The organism is Lentzea sp. NPDC003310 (genome assembly GCF_040610935.1).
Taxonomy (GTDB): Bacteria; Actinomycetota; Actinomycetes; order Mycobacteriales; family Pseudonocardiaceae; genus Lentzea.
Genome location: NZ_JBEXNC010000006.1, coordinates 414,162 through 433,828, shown reverse-complemented (window position 1 = coordinate 433,828; position 19,667 = coordinate 414,162). Strand labels below are relative to the sequence as shown.

The window sequence follows — 19,667 nt, the reverse complement described above, 5'->3', positions numbered from 1 at the left end:
CTTTCCGGCCTATGGAGCTGCCGCGCGCCTGGCAACGGCCCGACCCGTTGCGCGGCCTCGACAGGATTTCCTGGACCGAGGTCTACGACGGGCGCGGTGGCGCCGGTCGCGTGCCCCGGTTGCTGCGCTCCCTGATGGACCCGAGCGAGGACGTGCGGCAGAACGCGCTCTCACAGCTCGCTGAACGGCTCCTCGCCGACGACACGGTGTCCGAGGCCTCGTTCTGCGCCGTGCCGTTCCTGGTGGAGCTGGGGGCGTCGTACAAGGTCGCCGGCGACGTGCGGGACCGGGTGATCTTCCTGCTGGCCGCGCTGGCGTTGGCGGGCAAGGGGTTCACCGAGGACGGACGGCGCACGCACCGCCGGTGGAACGCCTTGGGACGCGAGCTCCCCCGCACGGCCCCGGACTGGTTGACGCAGACCCGGCACGCCGTCGCCCAGGGCGCGCCGAAGATCTTCGAGGCGCTGGCGTCCGAACGGGTCGCGTGCCTGGTCGCGCTGGCCTGCGCGGTGCCGGACAAGCTGCCGTCGTTCGTCGTCGGGCTGATGACCGACATGGTCGAACTGCCGGGCGAGGAGATGCTCGCGGACGCCGCCGAGATCGCGGTGGCGCTGCTGCAGGGCTCGCCCGACCTGCTGGGCGTGGACCTGCCGAAGGTGCTGGGCGAAGGGCTGGTGCGTCCGGTGCACCAGCCCCGTGAAGTCGCCGCGGCCCTGATGGGCTACCGGTTCGCCCTCGTCTCCGCGTACGGCGACGAGGGCGCCTGGTAACGCCTCAGGCGATGACCGCCTCTTCGAAGGACTCCTCGACCGGAACGGTGTCCTCGACCGCGATGGCGGGCTCCAGGGCGCCGAGGCCCGTCCCCCACTCCTGGTCCGCCAGCGCGAACGCGGCGACCGTCAGCGCGGCCACCGGAGCGCCCACGGGCATGTTCTCGCGGTGCAGGTCGAGGTCGAGCCGGCCGCCGATCGGCGACGGGCTCAGCCGCAGCGTGGCGTGCGCGGGCTCCTCGGGGTGCGCGAGGCGGCACGCCCAGCCCGTGAAGACCACGCGGCGCTCGTCGACCTCGGTCGGCTGCACGGCCCGCACGTTGGCGCCCACGGCACCGGCGCGGTGGTTGTCCGCGGCCTGCAGCACGAGCTCCTCGAACTCCATCGAGGAGATGCCCAGGTCCCAGCCGGCCACGAGGGCGACCTGGACCAGCGCGAGCGGCAGCGTCGGGACGGCGTCCTCGAAGCAGACCATCGCGCCGCCGTAGCGGGTGTTGATCTCGGTCGGCAGGAAGCCGTCCTCGGTCGCGATGCCGTCCAGCGTGAACGTGCCGCGGTAGCCGACGGTGCCGCGCAGGTGCTCGCCGACGCGGCGGGCCAGGTTGCGCATCTCGTCGCGGATCCACACGGGCGGGTCGTAGAACGACGCGCAGCCCGCGTAGAGGAACTTGGCCTGGCCCTGGCGGCGCGGCACGACCATCTCGATCGGACGGAGCACGGCGGTGCCGTCCGGGAAGACGATGCCGTGCACGCTGACCGGGATGCCTTCGAGGAACGGCATGACGCGGACCTGGTCGCACTTCGGCGCGAGCACGTCGAAGGCCTCCTTGGCCTCCTCGTACGAGCGCACGCGGCGCACGAAGTTCGCGCCGCCGTTGATCGCCGGGCCGTCGCCGGACCAGACGACGCCCGCGCCGCGGTCCAGGATCTCCGAGGCGCCCCAGAGGCGTTCGAAGTCGAGGTCGAACACCATCGCGGGCGCGCGGCGGGCCGACAGCTCGTCCCAGAGCGCGTCGATCGTGGTCTTGTTCTCCAGCTCGACCCAGTCGTGCTGCCGGGCGTTGAGCACCGGACGGCCCTGGAACTCGCTGATCTCGTTGTACGGCGTGCTGATCACGACGGCTTCGCTCCGCGCGTCGAACTCGCGCAGGATCGCCTTGACCTCGGCGCCGGGCTTGGTCAGCAGCTTGCCGAGACGGCGCTGCTCGACCGCGACCAGGCTGCCCTTGATGCCGAGCGAGACCCAGCGGGCGATCTGCGAATCATGCAGCGGCGCGTGATCGTCGGTATCGAGCACGAGCGTATGGCGAGCGCCGAGCGCATGGAGTTCCTGCGCGCGCTTAGCCAGACGGGTGCCACCGGCGAGGACTACCAGCCGGTCACCGAACAACTTGCCGAGGCGCTCGTTGAGCGCTGAGAGGACATGATTCATCGCCGAAAACTCGCTTAAGAGAAGCGGAGGACGTGACCGGCGAATGCCGGGTAGCGCGTAGCGTAGAGCCACCCGGTATGTGTGTCGAAGCACGGTCCGGCAACGGCCGGATGAATCTTGCTCGGGGCCTGTCGGCTCAGGCCCGGCGGCAAGTGGATCTGTCGATGATCTCGCTGCTCAGAGCGAGCGCGCCGCGTCCCTCAGGACCTGGTCGACGCGGTTGAGGAAGGCGCGCTTGGGGTTGATCGACGGCAACGGCGCCGTGATCTCGGCGGGCTGGGCTGCGGGTGCGGCTCCCACGATCTCAGCCACGTTGCGCAGGAACTCCTGCCGCTTGAACTCGTGCACGGCGTGGTCGTGCAGAAGTCCGGCGATGCTCGTGTGCACAGCGCGATGGGGGTAACTCACTCGTGTGTTATCGGCGCAGTGAGCGTCGACCTTTAGGGTCATCTTGTGAGAGTTCTGGTGACCGGCGCCACTGGGTACGTGGGCAGCGCCGTGGTGCGTGAGCTGCAGGTTCACGGTCATGAACCGGTTTTGAGCCGCCAACGCCTCGCGGAGCCGTTCGAGCGGCCGGAAGTGGACGCCGTCATCCACTTGGCCGCGGCGGCCCGCGTCCGCGAGTCTTTCCTTGATCCGGTTTCGTACTACGAGACGAACGTGGGCGGGACGCTGAACCTGCTGAAGTCGTTGGAGGGGCAGCGATTCCTGCTGGCGTCGACTGGCACGGTGTACCGCCCCTCGGACGCCCCGCTGACCGAGTCCTCGGTCCGCGAACCCTCGTCCCCCTACGCCGCCTCCAAGGCCGCCGCGGAGGACCTCGTGGCGTGGGCGGCGCGGTCCGGGCGGATCGGGGCGACCACTCTCCGTTTGTTCAACGTCGCTGGAGGTGGTGACACGGACACCACTCGGGTGATCACACGGGCCGTCGCGTGCGCCGCCGGAACGGTGCCCGGCATGGAGGTCTACGGCGACGGCACGGCCGTGCGCGACTTCGTGCACGTGCGCGACGTCGCCGCCGCCTTCGTCGTGGCGCTGGAGGCGTGCGGCGTCGGGACGTCGTCGGTCTACAACGTGGGCGCGACCGCCGCGTCGGTGAAGGACGTGCTGGCGACCGTCGAGGAGGTCACCGGCCGGACCGTGGACGTGGCCTGGAAGCCCGCCGTGCCCGGCGAGATCCCGTCGCTGCGGGCCGACGCCTCGAAGTTGCGGGCGCTGGGCTGGGAGCCCCGTTCGTCGGCGTTGGAGGAGATCGTCAGGGACCAGTGGCGCGCTTCGGCACCGGGATCCGGTCGAGGTCCTTCGCGATGACGATCTCGCCGTCGAACTCGGCGGCGGTCTCGGCGTGGAACTCGGCCGGGTCGTCGTAGCGCTGGGAGAAGTGGGTCAGCACCAGCTTGCGGACCCGGCAGTCCTGCGCGACGCGCGCGGCCTGCTGGGCGGTGAGGTGGCCGTGGTCCCCCGCGAGCTTCGTGTCGCGGGCGAGGTAGGTCGACTCGATCACGAGCATGTCGGCGTTGTCGGCGAGCTCGAAGACGTTGTCGCAGAGCCGCGTGTCCATGACGAACGCGAACCGCTGGCCCCTGCGCGGCTCGCTGACGTCGGCGAGCTTCACACCGTTGAACTCGCCCTGCTGCTGGAGCGTCCGGACCGCCGGCCCCTGGATGCCGTGCTGCTCCAGCTTGTCCGGGAGCATGCGGTGGCCGTCCGGCTCGACCAGCCGGTAGCCGACGCTGTCGATGCCGTGGTCGAGCTCGAAGGCCTCCAGCGTGCCGAACCTGCCCTCGGCGATCTCGCCGTCGCCCGTGACCGGGACCTCCTTGATGTCCGCGGCGTCGTAGAAGGCGCTGGCGTACCGGAGGCGTTCGAAGAAGTGGGCGCCCGAACGCGGGTAGTGCGCGTGCACGGTGTGCGGGACGCGATCAAGGGACAGCCGCTGGACGATGCCGGGGACGCCGAGGCAGTGGTCGCCGTGGAAGTGGGTGATGCAGATCCGGGTGATGTCGCTCGCAGCCGCACCCGACCGGAGCAGCTGCCGCTGGCTGCCGTCACCGGGGTCGAACAGGAAGCCCTCGCCGTCCCACCTGAGCAGATACCCGTTGTGGTTGCGCTGGCGGGTCGGGACCTGGCTGGCCGTTCCCAGGACGATCAGTTCCCGGACTGTCACCCCCTGACGTTAACGTCTGTCCCATGCGGAGCGTGGAAGTTGCCGGATCTTGGCCTGTCGAGAACGTCGCGGTGGCCGTGGTCGCCGACGGTGCGGTCGTGGGGTCGCTGGGCGATCAACAGCGCGTGTTCCCGCTCGCGTCCGTCACGAAGCTGCTGACGTCGTACGCGGTGCTGGTGGCCGTGGAGGAGGGCGCCGTCGAGTGGGACCAGCCCGCCGGCCCCGAGGGCGCGACCGTCCGGCACCTGATCGCGCACACAGCGGGCTACGCGTTCGACAAACCCGAGGTGCAGGCCGCGCCGGGCACCCGCCGCATCTACTCGAACGCCGGTTTCGACGTGCTCGCCGCCTTCGTGGCCGAGGCCTGCGAGATGCCGTTCGCGACGTACCTGCACGAGGCCGTCTTCGCGCCGTTGGGCATGAAGTCGTCGGCCCTGGTCGGTTCGGCGGGCGCCGGCGCCGAATCCTCCGCCGCCGATCTCGCGGCCTTCGCCGCCGAACTGCTGTCGCCGCGGCTGGTGTCGTCGTCGCTGGTCGCCGAGGCCACGTCGGTCGTCTTCCCGGGCCTGAACGGCGTGCTGCCCGGCTACGGCATGCAGAAGCCGAACGACTGGGGCCTCGGGTTCGAGATCCGCGATTCGAAGTCACCGCACTGGACGGGCCTGTCGTTCTCGCCGCGCACCTTCGGCCACTTCGGCCAGTCCGGCACGTTCCTGTGGGTCGACCCCGAGATCTCCGCCGCCTGCGTCGCCCTGACCGACCTGCGCTTCGGCCCGTGGGCCGTCGAGGCCTGGACGCCGTTCTCCGACGGCGTCCGGGAGGAGCTCGTCAGTCGGCGAGCCTGATCGCGAGCTGCCGCAGGATCTCCTGCACGTCGGCGTCCTCGTAGTCGTTCTCGTAGGCCTGCGCGACGCCGTGGAAGGCGTAGAGCAGGCCCGCGGTGAACCAGCCGAACTGCGACATGACCTGGTCCATGGCCTGCTTGAGGGCCTGCTGACCGGCCTCGTTGAGCTCGCCGTCGACCTTGACCTCGTAGCTGAACACGCCCTCCTGCAACGACTTGAGCGCCATGCGCAGGTAGTCGTCCGAGCCGGCGCCGTCGTAGCTGAGCGTCAGGACGCCGAGCGCCCGTTGCATGATCTCCCGCTGCTCCACGCCGCCACTCTGCCCGGAGAACTCGCGTGCGTCACCCTCCGACACTCCCGATACTGCGCCTATGACTGGGGCGACGTTCCACGGCATGAGGGCGTGGCGACTCGACGGCGGGATCATCGACTGCGAGGACACCGCGCTCGGATACGTGGATCTGCACAACGAGTGCGATTTCCTGGAGCTACGGGTCGTAGCGGGCGAGAACGTCTCGGTGCGCCTGCTCTTTCGCCACCTGCCGACCGGTCGGGCTTTCGAGTTGTCGTTCGCGGCGGTGTCCGGGCTCGAGGTCGAACAGCTCGACAACGTGCCCGAGGACGCGCACCTGTTCCACGACCTCAGCCATGTGCCGGAGGACACACTCTCCGCCATCGAGGTCGAACTGGCTGCCGCACGGCTCGTGTTCCGCTGCGCGCGGGTGGAATTCGTCGAGGGATGAGCAAAAGGCCCCAGCCGATATCGGCTGGGGCCCTTTGTGAAGCGCGCTCGACAGGATTCGAACCTGTAACCTTCTGATCCGTAGTCAGATGCTCTATCCGTTGAGCTACGAGCGCAGGCTATTCAATTGTAACCGATCCCCTAGAGGCTCGGCCTTGCGGAGGCTCCGGGATTTGAACCCGGGATGGGGGGTTACCCCAAACCGCATTAGCAGTGCGGCGCCATAGACCAGACTAGGCGAAGCCTCCCGGGACCATCCTTGGCCACGGGACATAGGTTACACAGGTCCTCAACCGAGTTGCAAAACGCCCCCCTCTAACACCTGAACCTGCTGGTCAGAGCATGTTCAGAGGGTCGGAGGAGGGCGTTAAACGCCTGGTCACCGCGAACGGAGTGACCTAGATCATTCTGCGGCGATTTCCAGGAAGGGTCGGAGGGCCTCCGGATTGCGGAGCGCGCCCCTGCTGACGGCTCGGTCCGGGTCCACGCCGGCGAGGATCTTCTTGACCGGGACCTCGCACTTCTTGCCGTTCAGGGTGCGCGGGATCTCGGCCACGGCCACGAAGCGGTTCGGGACGTGGCGCGGGGACAGGGACGCGCGCAATTCGCGGCGCAGCAACGGTTCGACGTCGGAGAGCTCCACACCGTCCAGGACGACGAAGCAGAGCAGCTCGCCCTCGGTGACGCCCGAGGTGTCGATCACCAGGGAGTCGACGACGCCCTCGATGCCCTCGACCACGCGGTAGAACTCCGAGGTGCCCATGCGGACGCCGCCTCGGTTCAGGGTCGAGTCGGAGCGGCCGTAGATCACCGCCGAGCCCCTCGGGGTGATGCGGATCCAGTCGCCGTGGCGCCAGATGCCGGGGTACGTGTCGAAGTACGCGTCACGGAGGCGGGAGCCGTCGGCGTCGCCCCAGAAGAAGACCGGCATGGACGGCATCGGCTTGGTGATCACCAGCTCGCCGACCGCGTCGTCCAGGGCGTTGCCCGCCTCGTCGTAGGCGTGCACCGCGGCGCCGAGAGCTCGGCAGGAGAGTTCGCCCAGCCAGACCGGGCGGTCCGGGGAGGCCGCCACGAACGCCGTGCAGAGGTCGGTGCCGCCGGAGACCGAGGCGATCTGGACGTCCTTGCCCACGGCGGACGCGATCCAGCGGAAGCCCTCGGGGGTGAGGGGTGCGCCGGTCGAGCCGACGACGCGCAGGCCCGTCAGGTCGTAGCGGGTGGACGGCTCGATGCCTTCCTTCAGGCACGACTGGACGTACGGGGCCGAGGTGCCGAAGTAGGTGACGCGGTGCTGTTCGGCCAGGTGCCACAACGCGTTCAGGTTCGGGAACGCCGGGCTGCCGTCGTACAGGACGATGGTGGTGCCGACCATGAGGGCGCCCACCAGGTAGTTCCACATCATCCAGCCGGTGGTGGTGAACCAGAAGAAGCGGTCGCCGGGGCCGAGGTCGCTGTGCAGGCCGAGCATCTTCAGGTGTTCCAGCACGATGCCGCCGTGGCCCTGGACGATGCCCTTGGGCAGGCCCGTGGTGCCGGACGAGTAGAGCACCCACAGCGGGTGGTCGAACGGCACCGGCGTGAACTCGAGCGGTGCGCCCTGGTTCGACGCGATCAGGTCGGCGAACGAGTGCGTGTCCGGCAGGGAGGCGCCGTTGTCCAGGTAGTCGATCAGGACCGTGGCGCGCAGGCCGGGCAGCTGGGCGCGGATCTCCTCGACGACCGGGCGGCAGTCGAACGACCGTCCGTTGTAGACGTAGCCGGAGACCGCGACGAACACCGCGGGCTCGATCTGGGTGAAGCGGTCGGCGACGGCGCGGGCGCCGAAGTCCGGGGAGCAGGACGACCACGTGGCGCCCAGGGAGGCGGCCGCCAGGAACGCGATGAGGGCCTCGGGGGCGTTGGGGACCAGTGCCACCACCCGGTCGCCCTGGGAGACGCCCAGAGAGGCCAATGCGGCCCGGAACGCGGCCACGCGCGTGCGCAGCGCACCGAACGTCAAAGAAGAGGCCACGCCGTCTTCGCGATGGAAGATCACGGCGAGGTCGTCGTCCTCGCCACGACGCAGCGCGTGTTCGGCGTAGTTCAACGTCGCGCCGGGGAACCACTCGGCGCCGGGCATCTCCGTGGAGCCCAGGACGCGCTCGTAGGGCGTGTGGAACCGGACGTCGAAGTACGAAGCTATGGCGGCCCAGAACCCCTCGAGGTCTGAGACGGACCACTCCCACAGCGACTCGTAGTCGGGGAGGTCGTGGCCGCGCTCAGCCAGCCAGGCGCGGAAAGCGGTCATCCCGTTGTCCCTTGTGGGGTCCGGGCGCCACAGCAGTTCGACGTCGGTGTCGGTCATGCCCCATGTCTAACCGAGGCACAACCGAACGTCCATGTGTGATTGGCGGACTTGCCACAGCCCACCTGTGTGGAACTATCCCGCCGCGATCAGCTCGTCGACCGCGCTGGTCAGGCGGGAGGCGTCGGCCGGGGCCAGCACGAGCCAGCCGTCCTGCCTGCGCAGGAGGTAGCGGCCCTCGCGGGTGTCGAGCCACGACACCGAACGGCCGGTCGGGCGCGGCACGCCGTCGCGGTTGCGCGCGGTCAGGCCCAGCTCGCCGCCGCCGATGCGGGACGTGACGATCCGCATCAGGTTGTGCGCCTCCGGCTCGCGGATGCCCGCGTCGCGCAGCACGTCGAGGAACGCCTGCTTGCCGTCCTGCTCGCCCGCCCTGCCGGCGCGGACGTAGTCGTCCCAGCGGACGTTCACGGCGCGGCCGGTGCCGGGAGCGAGGCCCGGCAGCGACGACACCGTGGCCGAGGCCAGCGACGTCGGGTGGAACGGGTACAGGTGCACCTCGCCGTTCACCCGCGCCGCGAAGGCACCGCCCCAGCCCGCGCAGGCGATGCCGCGGGCCAGTTCGGTGCCCTTGAAGTACGCGATCTCCAGCGCGCGGTCGAACTCGCCGAGGCCGCTGACCAGCGCCCGCAGGTCGGGGTCGGGGCGCTGGATGGTGCCGAGCCTGCGCGCCGACAACGTCTGCGAGCTGGCTTCCACGAGGCGTTGCCGCGCCGCCCGGGTCGCCCCGACGTGGGGCGTGCCGAGCGGCACGACGCGGTCCTCGCCGTGCACGGCCTGCCACAGCAGGAAGAACTCCTGCGAGCTCACCGTGAACTGGCGTTGGTTCACTGACCGATCACCGGCGGGGCCGCCTTGCGGTCCAGGCCGAAGACGTTGTCGTCCTCTTCCAGGTAGCTCGCCGTCTTGTGTTCCTTGGAGTCGTTCTGACCGCCGGCGGCCGCGGGGGCACCGGCCATCGGCGCGCCACCCATCGCGAGCGGGTTCTGGAACGCCTTGGTCGTGTTGCCGGGCGACGCGGCGGAAGCAGCCGCCGCTCCACCGGCACCGCCACCGCGCGAGCCGTCGCTCACGCCGGCCGCGCCACCGGCCGAGCCGGCACCGCCGCCCGCGCCGACGCCACCGCTGGCGGCCGCGCCCTGGTTGCCCGTGCCGAACGGACGGGCCATGCCGCCGAAGCCGCCTCCGCCCGCACCGCCACGACCACCACCGCCGCCGCCCCCGCCGAAGCGAGAGGACGCGTTCGTGGTGCCGCGGTTCTGGTTCTGCTGGTTCGTGGCCGGCGGGACCGCGCCACCGGCGCCACCCGCCGTCGTGCCGTCGAGCGACCCGGCGGGCGGGCGACCGGTGATGTCCGGCGTCGGCGTCGGGTTGAGCGGGTTGACCGGAGGCGTGAACTGCGAGGGCACGGTCTGGTCGACCGCGGCCGAGTTGCGCTGGAACGCCGCCATCACGTCCGCCGCACGGCGGTGCGAGGCGTCGTTGGCCGCGAGGGCGTCGACGGGGCTGGTGCCGATGGTCTCGAAGCCCGCGAACTCGCCCGTGGTCGGCTGCGCGATCAACCGGTCCCGCAGCACGGCCGAGCCGCTGAGGCTGTCGACCTGGTCGACCTGCACGAACCTGTCCTGCAGCGCGCTGCGGGGGATCGTCGTCTCCGTGGGCACCGGCGGTTCGGGCGCCTTCGGGGGCGGCGGCATCGCGGTGCGCGCGGCCTCGACGTTGCTGGTCTCGGTGGTGATCGCGGCCGACACCTTGGTGGCGTAGTTCGCGGTGTCGTCGACCCAGTTGGTGACCTCGGTGATGCCACCGCGGGCGAGCCGCGCCGACTCGCTGTCCCAGCCGACCGACGAGTCCTCGACGGCCTTGAGCAGGCTCGTGCGCACGCCCGCGATGTCCTCGCCGATCTTCTGCCAGTTCACGGCGGCGGCCTGGGCACCGGCGAGGTTCACGCCCGTGTGCACCATGTTGTAAAGCTCTTCGTGCGTGTACGTCATCCAGTCGACCGGCTCGTGCAGGTCGTTCCGGTCGTACTTGTCGTCGTGGTGGTGCCCCGACCGGTTGTCCTTGTCGTCGTTGCCCCTGTTGCCCTGCGATCCGTGGCTCACCAGGACCCCCCGGCGTTCTTCATCGACTGCTCGGCTTCTTCGTCGGTCTCACGGATGGAGTCGCGGTTGCGGCGCAGGGAGTTGCCGATGTCGTCGAGGACCTTGAACAGGTCCAGCAACGCCTTCGCGGCACCCGAGTCCTCCCCCACCGCCAGGTCGGAGAACCGCGCGCTGATCGCCTTCGCGACCGGGTTCTCACCCAGCTGCAACGGCGTGGCCAGTTGGTCGGTGGCGCGCTTCCACAGGTCCATCACCTGGTCGCGCGCGGCGTCGACGGCCTTGATCAACGCGTCCGCTGCCTCGAAGTCGAGCGTCAGCTTGCCCGTGTCGGCAGCCTCGTCGAGCTTGGCCGCCGCGTGGCTCGCCTCCGCCTTGTCGACGAGCATCTGCTGCTGGAGCACGGGTTTCGCCGCCGCCAGCTGCTCAGCCGAGATCGGCACGGTGGTCGACGTGGTGGTCTCCGGTGTCACCGCCGGAGGCACCGTGCCCGTCGTCGCCGCGCCAGTCGTCGTCCCAGTACCTGTCCCAGTGCCTTCAGCCATCCCTCTACAACCCCCTGCACTGCATAACTCGTCACCGCAGCACTGGGCGTTACTCGCAGCTACACCCAGTCAGCCGTCCGAAGCACTCCTTAGATGTACCCAACCGACGGTTCGGTTCCAATCCGCCGGAAAGACCCTTACCTCATGTGAGCGTCAAACCAGTTCAACGCACGAGACCACGCTTCGTCACTCGAAACGTTGAAACGGACGAGATCTGACGCGGTTTCGGAGCTGATCACAGCATCACGAAGCTTGCTCACTTCTTCCGAGTCGTCGTCACCGAAGATCCCGAGCCACGGGCAGGACAGGTCGGCGGCCACGTCGACCAGCGCCGGGAGGCCGTCCGAGAGGGGTTCGAGGATGCCGGGAGCCTGCACGGTGACGGCCGCGCCGATCGTGCGGCTGGCGGCGACCACCATCGCGACGGTGCCGCCGATGTCGAAGCCGACGACGCCCATCCGGTCGGCGCTCACGCCCTGCTGGCCGAGCCAGACGAACGCGACGTCGGTGTCGGCGAGCAACCGGTCGCCGTTGAGCTTGCTGACCTGGTCCTTGATGTCGGCACCGTGCACCCGGTCCTCGTCGTAGAGGTGCGGCGCGATGGCGAGCCAGCCCTCGTCGGCGAGGCTGCTGACGAGCGTGCGCACACCCGTGGTGATGCCGCGGGCCTCGTGCAGCACCACGAGCCCGCCCCGCACGGCGGAGTCGGGTTCGGCGATCGTCACCCGCAGCTCACGGCCGTCGGTGAGGGAAAGCGTCTCGGTGCGGGTAGTGGTCATGTTTCCCACCCTTCCACGACGGGGTGAACTCCAGTCAACGTGACCAATCGGACGGAGCAATGCGAGGATCGGTGACATGACCGTGCGAACCCGTGCTGACCTGGCGTCCCTGCCGTCCTACGTGCCCGGCAGGACCATCCCCGGCGCCATCAAGCTCGCGAGCAACGAGGTGTCGGCCGGACCGCTGCCGAGCGTCGTCAAGGCGATCGCCGACGCGGCCACCGGCATCAACAGGTACCCCGACTCGGGCGCCGTTGAACTCACTGCCCGCCTCGCCGACAAACTCGGCGTCCCGGCGGACCACCTCGCCATCGGCTGCGGCTCGGTGACCCTGTGCCAGCAGCTCGTCCAGGCCACCTGCACCGAGAACGACGAGGTGCTCTTCGCGTGGCGGTCCTTCGAGGCCTACCCGATCGTCACCCACGTGGCGGGCGCCCGTCAGATCCGCGTGCCGCTCGACTCGGAGCACACGCACGACCTCGACGCGATGCTGGCGGCGATCACGCCGAACACGCGGATGCTCTTCGTCTGCAACCCGAACAACCCGACCGGCACCGCACTGCGCACCGAGGAGATCGAGGCGTTCATCGAACGGGTGCCGCGCGACGTGCTCGTGGTGCTCGACGAGGCCTACAAGGAGTTCGTGGACGACGCCCACATCCCGGACGGCGTCGAGCTCGCGAAGCAGCAGTGGGCCGCGGGCCACACCAACGTCGCGGTGCTGCGGACGTTCTCGAAGGCGTACGGCCTCGCCGGCCTGCGGATCGGCTACGCGGTCGCGCCGCCGGTCGTCGCGGACGTGCTGCGCAAGGTCTACGTGCCGTTCTCGGTGAACGCGCTGGCCCAGGTGGCCGCGATGGCGTCGCTCGACGCCGAGGACGAGCTGATGGTCCGTTGCCGCGCGATCGTCGCCGAGCGCACCCGCGTGCGCGGCGAACTGCTGTCGATGGGCTACGACGTGCCGGTGACCCAGGCGAACTTCGTGTGGCTGCCGCTCGGCGAGCGCACCGCGGAGTTCAACGAGCACTGCCTGGCGCACAAGGTCGTCGTGCGCGCGTTCGTGGGCGAGGGTGCCCGCGTGACGATCGGCGAGCCGGAGGAGAACGACGCCTTCCTGGCCGCCGCCCGCGCGTTCACTTCATGAGCAGCTGAACGATGGCCGCGACTCCCACCACCACGATGACGCCGCGCAACACGGCGGGTGGGAGTTTGCGGCCGATCTTCGCGCCGATTTGACCGCCGACCACGGACCCGACGGCCAGCAGCAGCACGACCAGCCACGCCACGTCGGCGATGAAGATGAACAACACCCCGGCGACGAGGTTCACGAACGCGGTGAGCACGTTCTTCAGCGCGTTCAACCGCTGCAGGTGCTCACTGACCAGCACGCCCATGAGTCCCATGACCAGCACGCCCTGCGCGGCACCGAAGTAGCCGCCGTAGATGCCTGCGGCGAAGACACCGAACCACAGCAGCACGCCGCCGTCGTTGTCCTCGTTGCGCCGGTGCGAGAGCTTGCGGTTGAGCCACGGCTGCAGGACCACGAGCACCAGGGCGATGACGATCAGCACCGGCACGATGGCGGTGAACGCCTTGTCCGGCAAGGTGACCAGCAGGATCGCGCCCACGATGCCGCCGAGGATCGACGCGGGCAGCAGTCGCTTGACCCGGTCCGCCTGCCCCTTGAGCTCCTCGCGGTAGCCCCACGCGCCGGACAGCGAGCCGGGCACGAGGCCGAGGCTGTTGGAGACGTTCGCGACCACCGGTGGGTAACCGACAGCGAGCAGCACGGGGAACGTCACGAGCGTGCCGCTGCCGACGACGGTGTTGATGCCGCCTGCGAACACACCCGCGATCACCACCGCGATTGCTTCCCAGACCGTCATGTCACCCCCAGATACCCGATGTTTCGCGACGCTAACACTCCACTCGGGACGTCAGAGTGTGTCGCTCATGACAGCAGGCCCGGCACTCAGAGTGAGCACCGGGCCTGCTGTTCCCATCATGCGGTCAGGCGAGTCGGCGGCGTCCGATCAGGCTCGCGCCGAAGCCGAAGGCCACGAGCAACGCGCCGAGCACGCCGAGGCCGAGCACGGACGCACCGGTCTTGGCGAGGGCGTCGGCGGTCGTGCCACCGGCGGCTCCACCGGCACCACCGGACACGACCGGCGTGACGCCGGCCGGCTGCTGGTCCTCGGGCAGCGGGTAGCCCGGGTCCTCGACCTCGGGACCCGGCACGAGGAAGAACTCCTGCACCCAGGACTCCGTACCGGACCGCACCACGAACCACGGACCCATCCGCGGGATCGAGATCTTCCACGGGCCGGGCACGATCAGGTCGTAGCGGCCCACGGGGAGCTGCGAGACGCGGAACTTGCCGTCGGCGTCGGTGACCGTGCGCGCGGCGACGTTCTTCGTCCGGTACTCGACCACGACGACGGTCTTGCCCTGGGCCGGCTTGCGGTCGGCGCAGGTCTCGTCGGTGCACTCCATCAGCACACCCTGGGCGTCGGCGCGCAGACCGACCACCTTCAGGTCGTCACCGGCACGCGCGGCGCCGGGGTCGCTCGAGTCGGGAGCGAAGGCGCAGCCGAGGGTGGCGAAGCCGATCTTCTCCGCCTCGTCCGGCAGCGGGCCGGTGACGCGGAACGTGCGCTTCTCGCCGTTCGGCACGGACACGCCGCCACCGTCGTAGGCGAGGGCGCCCCAGCCGGGACCGCTGTTGTAGATCTCGCCGGGCTCGCCGGGGCCGCTGCACAGCGCGTTCACGGCAGGCAGGTCGGCGCCGGTCTGGTTCTCCAGCGTGATGTCGGCTTCCCAGTTCTCACCGGCCGTGTAGACGTCCTTCAGGAAGCTCACGGTCGCGAAGAACTTGTCCGACAGCGGACGCTCCGCACCGACCTCCAGCACGGACTCGGTGCCCGCGGTGACGGTCACGCGGTCGGTGTAGGAGCTCGGACGCACCCAGCCGTCCGGGTAGGAGGCGTAGAAGCTGTACACGCCGACCGGGACGTTCTTGAACACCGCGCGTCCGGACGCGTCGGACTTCACGGTGCCGTAGAAGCCAGGACGGGTGCCCCCGGAGATGGAGACCTCGGTGTCCGCGAACGTCTGCTCATCCGCGTCCTTGACGCCGTTCTTGTTGGCGTCGCCGTACAGCACGAGCGCCGCGTCACCGTTGAGGTACGTGACCGTGGTGGTCGCGGTGGACTTGCTGTACCGGGAGTCGTAGTTGATCGGCGTGGTGACCTCGATCGGCAGGCCGACGGTGTTGTCGCCGTACAGCCAGCCCGAGGTGCCCACGACGGTGATCTCGCGGGTCTCACCGGGCCACAGGTACGCCTTCTTGGTCTCGTCGCCCATGTCGCCGAACTGCGACCGGTCGAACTCCAGCAGGTTGCGCACCGGCTGCATCGTGCTCACGCGCAGGCCGACCTGGGCCTCGTGGCCCCTGCCGATGTTCTTCACGGTGATCTTGGCGCGCATCGGCTCGGCGATGTCGTACGACTGCTTCTCGAAGCTCGCCTCCACCGTGATGATCGGGCGGTGGCTCGTGTCGGGGACCTCGACGTCACTGGGCACGACGTTCAGGTCACGCCGGACCGTCTGGTCCGCGACGACGTCGACGACGAACTCGTTGCCGTCCTGCGGCTTCCACTTGCCCGCGACCTGCAGCACGACCTTGCCGGGGCTGAGGCTGTAGATCCTCAGGTCGCCGTTGCCGTCGACGGTGATGGTGTCCTTGACCGGACGACGCGTGACCGGGTCGAGCACGTTCACGACCGCGCCGCGCAGCAGCTCGCCGTTCTCCGCGTTGACGACCTTGCCCTCGAACGTGCCGTGCACGCCCGTCACGTCCGCGCGGACGTTGCCGTACCAGGCGGCACCGACGGTGCTGCGGCCCTGGTTGCCGAAGAAGCAGTTGGCGTAGAGCCACGGGCTGTCCAGCTTCGGCATGTCGGCGGTGACGTGCACCGTGAGCTCGCCGGAGGCGGGCACGGTGACGCCGGGGCCGTCGGGGTGCATCGCCGAGAAGGTGTCGCTGTTGAGGTAGGCCGCGCTGTAGCCGCTGCAGTTCGCGACGACGCGCTCGAGCGGCTGGGCGCTGGAGTTCTTCAGCGTGATGTTCAGGCCGGGCTTCTCGCTGATGTCGTACTTCGGCTTGTCGAACGACATCGTGACCGTCAGCGACTCGCGCACCGGCGCGACGACGGGGACCTCGAAGTAGGTCTCCTTGCCCGCCTCGATCACGAACTCGTTGTAGCCGGGCTTCACCGCGCGCTGGTCGTTGCCGACCTGGCCGATGACGTACTTGCCGGCGATGGCGCTCCACACCCTGAACACGCCGTTGGCGTCGCTGTGGCCCCACACGTCACCGACCGGCGTGCCACCACGCGCGAGGAAGTACGAGTTCGCGAGGCCCTCGCCCTGGTCGAACCGGCCGTTGTTGTTCGCGTCGACGTAGATCACGCCGGACGCGGTGCCCTTGGCCTGGCGGATCCGCAGGGTCAGGTCCCTGCCGTTGTCACCGGGGGTCGGGTCGGCGACGCCGTCCACGGTCGCCCGGAACTGGAAGGGCACCGACTCGGTGGTCGGGTTCGACGGGCGCAGCACGACCCGGAAGGACTTCTCCGCACCGGCCGCGAGCGTCGGACGGCTGCTGAGATCACCTGCACCGGAGACGAGCCACGCCTGCGTGCTCTCGTAACCGAGCCGGATGTTCGGAGCGGACGCGTCACCCTTGTTCTTCACGGTGAGCGTGAGACCGAGGTCCTCGCCCGCCGCGTACTCGGCGCGGTCCGGCGTCACGGTGACGGCCAGGTCCGCGCGCTGCTCGGCCGCGAGAGCGACGGGCGGCACGTCCTCCTGCTCGTCCGCCGGCTTGGTCTCCGGGTTGGACGGCGTGGTGGAAGGCGGCGTCTCCGGCTCGCTCGGCGGCGTGACCGGCGGCGTCGACGACGGGTCCGCCGGCGGCGTGCTCGGGTCGGCCGGCGGCGTGGACGGCTCGCTGGTCGGCGTGCTCGTCTCGGCGGGTGGCGGCGTGGACGGTTCGGTCGTCTGCGTCGGTTCGACGGACGACGTCGGTGCTTCCGGCTCCTGCGCCAGCGCACCGGTGGTGGCGGTGCCGAACGCGAGGACGACAGCGGTGGTCAAGGCCCCGAATCTGAGCAGGGCACGACTGACCGATCTCTCGGACACTTGGAATCCCCCAAAGACCCCGTAGGAAGTGGCCCACCAGCGTCAACGCCCCCGCACGCGCCAGCAGACCAGCGCAAAGTACCCGATGACGGGCATTTCGGGGAAGACGCTTTCAACATCAACACTCCACTCCGGACAGTGGCGCGCTCGGCAGAGCACGCCGTCTGCCAGGCCCCAGACCGGCTCCGGTACCGACGCACACCTCCTGGCCAGCACATCAGCGGAATCGTCAGGAGCGCTGGAACCCCTTTCAGGGGAAGCGGTTTCCCACTCTTGACGATCCACTGTGGAGAGAAGTGTGAGACTTCCCTCGACGTGTAACGCGCGCTCAGGACGTCCTGCGGCGACCGGCGGCCCGTGCGCCGAACCCGAACGCCACGAGGAGCGCGGCCACCAGGCCGAGCCCGAGCACACTGGCCCCCGTCCTGGCGAGCGCACCGCCACCCTCGACGCCGCCGTCGTTCGTGTCACCGCCAGGAGGTGCCGGCACGGAACCTGGCACGACCTGCAGGAAGATCCCCCTGTCCTCACCCGCCACGACCGCGACCCGGCCGCCGTCCAGTTCCTCGAACCGCCACGGGCCGTCGACCTGCGCCCAGAGATCGCCCGGCGGCAGCTCGTCGAAGACCAGGTGGCCCCTGGCGTCCGAGACGGCCTCGGTGACGAGCCCTCCGAACTCGCGGTCGGTCATCAGCTGGACCCTGGTGTTCGGGACGCCCTCGCCGTCGTCGTACTGGGAGTCGCCGTCCCTGTCGTGGAAGAGCGGTCCCCGCAGCGAGCCGGAGCCGCCGCCGACCACCGCGGCCCAGTCGTAGGCCGTCGCGGCGTGGTAGTAGTTGAGCTCGGCCCACGGTGCGAAGTAGCAGCGCGCGGTCACCCGGTTCTTCACCCGTGCGCCCTCCGGGACCTCTTCGCTGACGACGAACGACTTCGTCTCCCCCGGACCGAGCGTCACACCCGTGTCGCGCAGGTCTCCCCAGCTGTCCGCCATGGGCCGGCTGCCGAGTTCGTTGTCCTCGGCGGCCGCGTTGCACCAGGCCTGGACACCGTTGACGGCGTAGCCGGCATTGTTCGTCAGGGTGATGGTGATCTTGGCGGAGGCACCGATCTCGTAGACCGACCTGTCCATGACCATGGTCGCCTTGAGCGCCTCGTCGTACGGGCGTTCTCCCCGTGCGACGAGTTGGACCGGCGCTCCCGGCAGCACGCGCAGCGACGCCGTCTCCGCGGTGAGGTGGACGACCCAGCCGCCTGCCAGCGTGTAGCCGACGGTGTAGTCGCCGGACGGGATGTCCTTGAACGAGAAGCGGCCCTCGGCGTCCGTCGTGGTCTTGAAGTACGTGAACGGCACGCCGCCGCTCGTCTCCACCACGGTGTCCGCGGCGGCCTCACCAGGGTCCTGCCGCGCGTTGTGGTTGCTGTCGACGTAGACGACGCCGGTGATGTCCCCTGCCGTCTGCACCACGTCGGCCTCGGCGCTGAACGACCCCATGTCCGGCTCGCCGACGAACTCGACCCCCGCCGTCAGGCTGATCTTCCCGCTGGAGAAGGAGTTGATGCGGCCCGTCGCGGTCACCGTGCGGGACTCGCCGGCGGGGATCCGGATGCCCGGCCCGTCCTCCGCCGCGTCGCCCCAGGCCCCCGGTTCGGTCAGCACGTCCCAGAACCGTGCGAACACCCTCACCCGTTCCGCGGTCTGGCCGCCCGTGTTCGTAAGGGTGATGTCGATGCGCACGGTCTCGTGCGACTCGTAGCGCTGCTTGTCCAATTTCATCTGCGGGACCAGGAACGCGGGCGACACGCTCTTGAGCAGCCTCTCGCTGGTGGCGCCGGTCTCGCTCACGCGCACCAACTCCAGGCCGTCGCCGACGAACGCCCACGGGCCGACGAGCACGGCCTGGTAGTCGCCGGCCTTCAAGCCGGTGAACTCGGTCCTCCCGTCGGCACCGACCGTGCGCTGGGCCACCCACTTGCCAGTCGGGTGCTCCAGCAGCACGACATCCAGGTTCGCGGGAGCCTCGCCCTGGTCGACGCGCCCGTTGGCGTTCCTGTCCTCGCCGAGCAGCATCGTGTGGCTGAACCCGCCGGTCACCGCGGCCTCGACGTGCACCGCGGCGCCGTCCCGGTTCCAGGCGGCGTTCGGCGCGAAGTCGCAGTCGAGCGTGACGACGCCGGCCGTGAGGGCTCCCGGCGGGAGCTTCTCCTCGATCGTGAACGAGCGCTGCCCACCCGCCTCGATGGCATGGCCGCCGCCGCGCAGCGGGTACCAGTCGGGGCTGTAGCCGAGTGCGTGACCGACGTTCGCGCGGTTGCACTCCGCCACCACGCCGTCGATCCGGCGGTCGGTGGTGTTGGTGAGGTTCACCGTGATCTTCACCGTCGCCGGGTGCGCGTAGCTGTCGCGGTCGAACCCTGGAAGGCGAACGCACCGGACGCGTCGCTGGTGGTCCTGAACTTGGCCGGGCCAGGCCCGCCGTAGAGCGTGACCTCGCCCTGGACGGCCTCGCCGGGGTCCTGCCGCCCGTTGCGGTTCCTGTCGCCGTAGAGGGTTCCGGCGACGCTGTCCGGCGGCGCCTGGGCCTGGGTCGGCGGCGGCGGCGGCGCGGTCGGGTCGTCCTGCGCGAAAGCGGTGGGCGAAGTGCCGAGGACCAGTGCGGCGACCGCGGTCAACGCACCGGTCCGCGATGCGGATCTGCCGGGCAATGTCGGGAATGCGTGAGCAACGCAGGGATTCGTCTG

Annotated in this window: 19 protein-coding genes and 2 tRNA genes; 6 read left to right on the top strand and 15 right to left on the bottom strand. The window is 69.8% G+C overall.

Features of this window, described 5'->3' with window-relative positions:
• The first annotated feature begins 11 nt into the window (after nt 1-11).
• Nucleotides 12-770, top strand: a complete 759-nt coding sequence (locus ABZX02_RS14790; protein WP_355298326.1) for a hypothetical protein — start codon at nt 12-14, stop codon at nt 768-770.
• Between the two features lie 4 nt (nt 771-774).
• Here ABZX02_RS14790 and ABZX02_RS14785 read toward each other — a convergent pair whose 3' ends face one another.
• Complete coding sequence (locus ABZX02_RS14785) at nt 775-2,067, bottom strand: hypothetical protein (RefSeq protein WP_355298324.1); 1,293 nt, start codon at nt 2,065-2,067, stop codon at nt 775-777.
• Between ABZX02_RS14785 and ABZX02_RS14780 the strand changes: the two genes are divergently transcribed.
• Nucleotides 2,047-2,187, top strand: coding sequence for a hypothetical protein (locus ABZX02_RS14780; RefSeq protein ID WP_355298322.1), 141 nt, complete (start codon nt 2,047-2,049; stop codon nt 2,185-2,187). The genes ABZX02_RS14785 and ABZX02_RS14780 overlap by 21 nt on opposite strands.
• Nucleotides 2,188-2,379: 192 nt before the next feature.
• Here the strand turns inward: ABZX02_RS14780 and ABZX02_RS14775 are convergent, their stop codons facing one another.
• Nucleotides 2,380-2,589, bottom strand: a complete 210-nt coding sequence (locus ABZX02_RS14775; protein WP_355298320.1) for a hypothetical protein — start codon at nt 2,587-2,589, stop codon at nt 2,380-2,382.
• A 66-nt stretch (nt 2,590-2,655) separates the two neighbouring features.
• On the opposite strand from ABZX02_RS14775, the gene ABZX02_RS14770 reads away from it, so the two are divergent.
• Complete coding sequence (locus ABZX02_RS14770) at nt 2,656-3,513, top strand: NAD-dependent epimerase/dehydratase family protein (protein ID WP_355298319.1); 858 nt, start codon at nt 2,656-2,658, stop codon at nt 3,511-3,513.
• On the opposite strand, the gene ABZX02_RS14765 is transcribed toward ABZX02_RS14770, so the two are convergent.
• Nucleotides 3,458-4,369, bottom strand: a complete 912-nt coding sequence (locus ABZX02_RS14765; protein WP_355298317.1) for a ribonuclease Z — start codon at nt 4,367-4,369, stop codon at nt 3,458-3,460. The genes ABZX02_RS14770 and ABZX02_RS14765 overlap by 56 nt on opposite strands.
• Before the next feature lie 23 nt (nt 4,370-4,392).
• On the opposite strand from ABZX02_RS14765, the gene ABZX02_RS14760 reads away from it, so the two are divergent.
• Complete coding sequence (locus tag ABZX02_RS14760) at nt 4,393-5,214, top strand: serine hydrolase domain-containing protein (RefSeq protein ID WP_355298315.1); 822 nt, start codon at nt 4,393-4,395, stop codon at nt 5,212-5,214.
• Here ABZX02_RS14760 and ABZX02_RS14755 read toward each other — a convergent pair.
• Entirely contained in the window at nt 5,198-5,524 is a 327-nt protein-coding gene (locus ABZX02_RS14755) for a hypothetical protein (protein WP_355298313.1), read from the bottom strand. The two genes, ABZX02_RS14760 and ABZX02_RS14755, sit on opposite strands and share 17 nt — an antisense overlap.
• Nucleotides 5,525-5,585: 61 nt before the next feature.
• Here ABZX02_RS14755 and ABZX02_RS14750 point away from each other — a divergent pair, with 61 nt between their 5' ends.
• Nucleotides 5,586-5,957, top strand: a complete 372-nt coding sequence (locus tag ABZX02_RS14750; RefSeq protein ID WP_355298311.1) for a hypothetical protein — start codon at nt 5,586-5,588, stop codon at nt 5,955-5,957.
• Between the two features lie 42 nt (nt 5,958-5,999).
• Here ABZX02_RS14750 and ABZX02_RS14745 read toward each other — a convergent pair.
• The 7 genes from ABZX02_RS14745 to ABZX02_RS14715 all read right to left on the bottom strand — a co-directional run bounded on the left by ABZX02_RS14745 (nt 6,000) and on the right by ABZX02_RS14715 (nt 11,729).
• Nucleotides 6,000-6,072 (bottom strand) — tRNA-Arg (locus ABZX02_RS14745).
• A gap of 42 nt (nt 6,073-6,114) precedes the next feature.
• Nucleotides 6,115-6,204, bottom strand: a tRNA-Ser gene (locus tag ABZX02_RS14740).
• 155 nt (nt 6,205-6,359) lie between these two features.
• Nucleotides 6,360-8,303, bottom strand: a complete 1,944-nt coding sequence (locus ABZX02_RS14735; RefSeq protein ID WP_355298309.1) for an acetoacetate--CoA ligase — start codon at nt 8,301-8,303, stop codon at nt 6,360-6,362.
• 75 nt (nt 8,304-8,378) lie between these two features.
• Nucleotides 8,379-9,134 carry an ESX secretion-associated protein EspG gene (locus ABZX02_RS14730; protein WP_355298307.1) on the bottom strand — a complete coding sequence of 252 codons (756 nt, stop codon included), beginning with the start codon at nt 9,132-9,134 and terminating at the stop codon, nt 8,379-8,381.
• Nucleotides 9,131-10,408 (bottom strand): hypothetical protein, encoded by a 1,278-nt coding sequence (locus tag ABZX02_RS14725; protein ID WP_355298305.1) that lies wholly within the window; start codon nt 10,406-10,408, stop codon nt 9,131-9,133. Before ABZX02_RS14725 ends, ABZX02_RS14730 begins: the two co-directional genes overlap by 4 nt.
• Entirely contained in the window at nt 10,405-10,878 is a 474-nt protein-coding gene (locus tag ABZX02_RS14720; protein WP_355298303.1) for a hypothetical protein, read from the bottom strand. The genes ABZX02_RS14725 and ABZX02_RS14720 overlap by 4 nt, the downstream gene beginning before the upstream one ends.
• A gap of 209 nt (nt 10,879-11,087) precedes the next feature.
• A complete protein-coding gene (locus tag ABZX02_RS14715) occupies nt 11,088-11,729 on the bottom strand; it encodes a dienelactone hydrolase family protein (RefSeq protein ID WP_355298301.1) in 642 nt (213 codons plus the stop codon).
• A 76-nt stretch (nt 11,730-11,805) separates the two neighbouring features.
• On the opposite strand from ABZX02_RS14715, the gene hisC reads away from it, so the two are divergent.
• Entirely contained in the window at nt 11,806-12,873 is a 1,068-nt protein-coding gene (gene hisC / locus ABZX02_RS14710) for a histidinol-phosphate transaminase (RefSeq protein WP_355298299.1), read from the top strand.
• Here hisC and ABZX02_RS14705 read toward each other — a convergent pair.
• The 4 genes from ABZX02_RS14705 to ABZX02_RS14690 form a co-directional block, all read right to left on the bottom strand.
• The gene (locus ABZX02_RS14705; protein WP_355298298.1) at nt 12,863-13,615 is read right to left on the bottom strand and encodes a sulfite exporter TauE/SafE family protein; all 753 of its coding nucleotides are present in this window, start codon (nt 13,613-13,615) and stop codon (nt 12,863-12,865) included. The genes hisC and ABZX02_RS14705 overlap by 11 nt on opposite strands.
• Before the next feature lie 124 nt (nt 13,616-13,739).
• Entirely contained in the window at nt 13,740-16,883 is a 3,144-nt protein-coding gene (locus ABZX02_RS14700) for a hypothetical protein (RefSeq protein ID WP_355298297.1), read from the bottom strand.
• A 373-nt stretch (nt 16,884-17,256) separates the two neighbouring features.
• Nucleotides 17,257-19,305 carry an SdrD B-like domain-containing protein gene (locus ABZX02_RS14695; RefSeq protein ID WP_355298295.1) on the bottom strand — a complete coding sequence of 683 codons (2,049 nt, stop codon included), beginning with the start codon at nt 19,303-19,305 and terminating at the stop codon, nt 17,257-17,259.
• Nucleotides 19,302-19,598, bottom strand: coding sequence for a hypothetical protein (locus ABZX02_RS14690; RefSeq protein ID WP_355298293.1), 297 nt, complete (start codon nt 19,596-19,598; stop codon nt 19,302-19,304). The genes ABZX02_RS14695 and ABZX02_RS14690 overlap by 4 nt, the downstream gene beginning before the upstream one ends.
• Nucleotides 19,599-19,667: the final 69 nt, after the last annotated feature.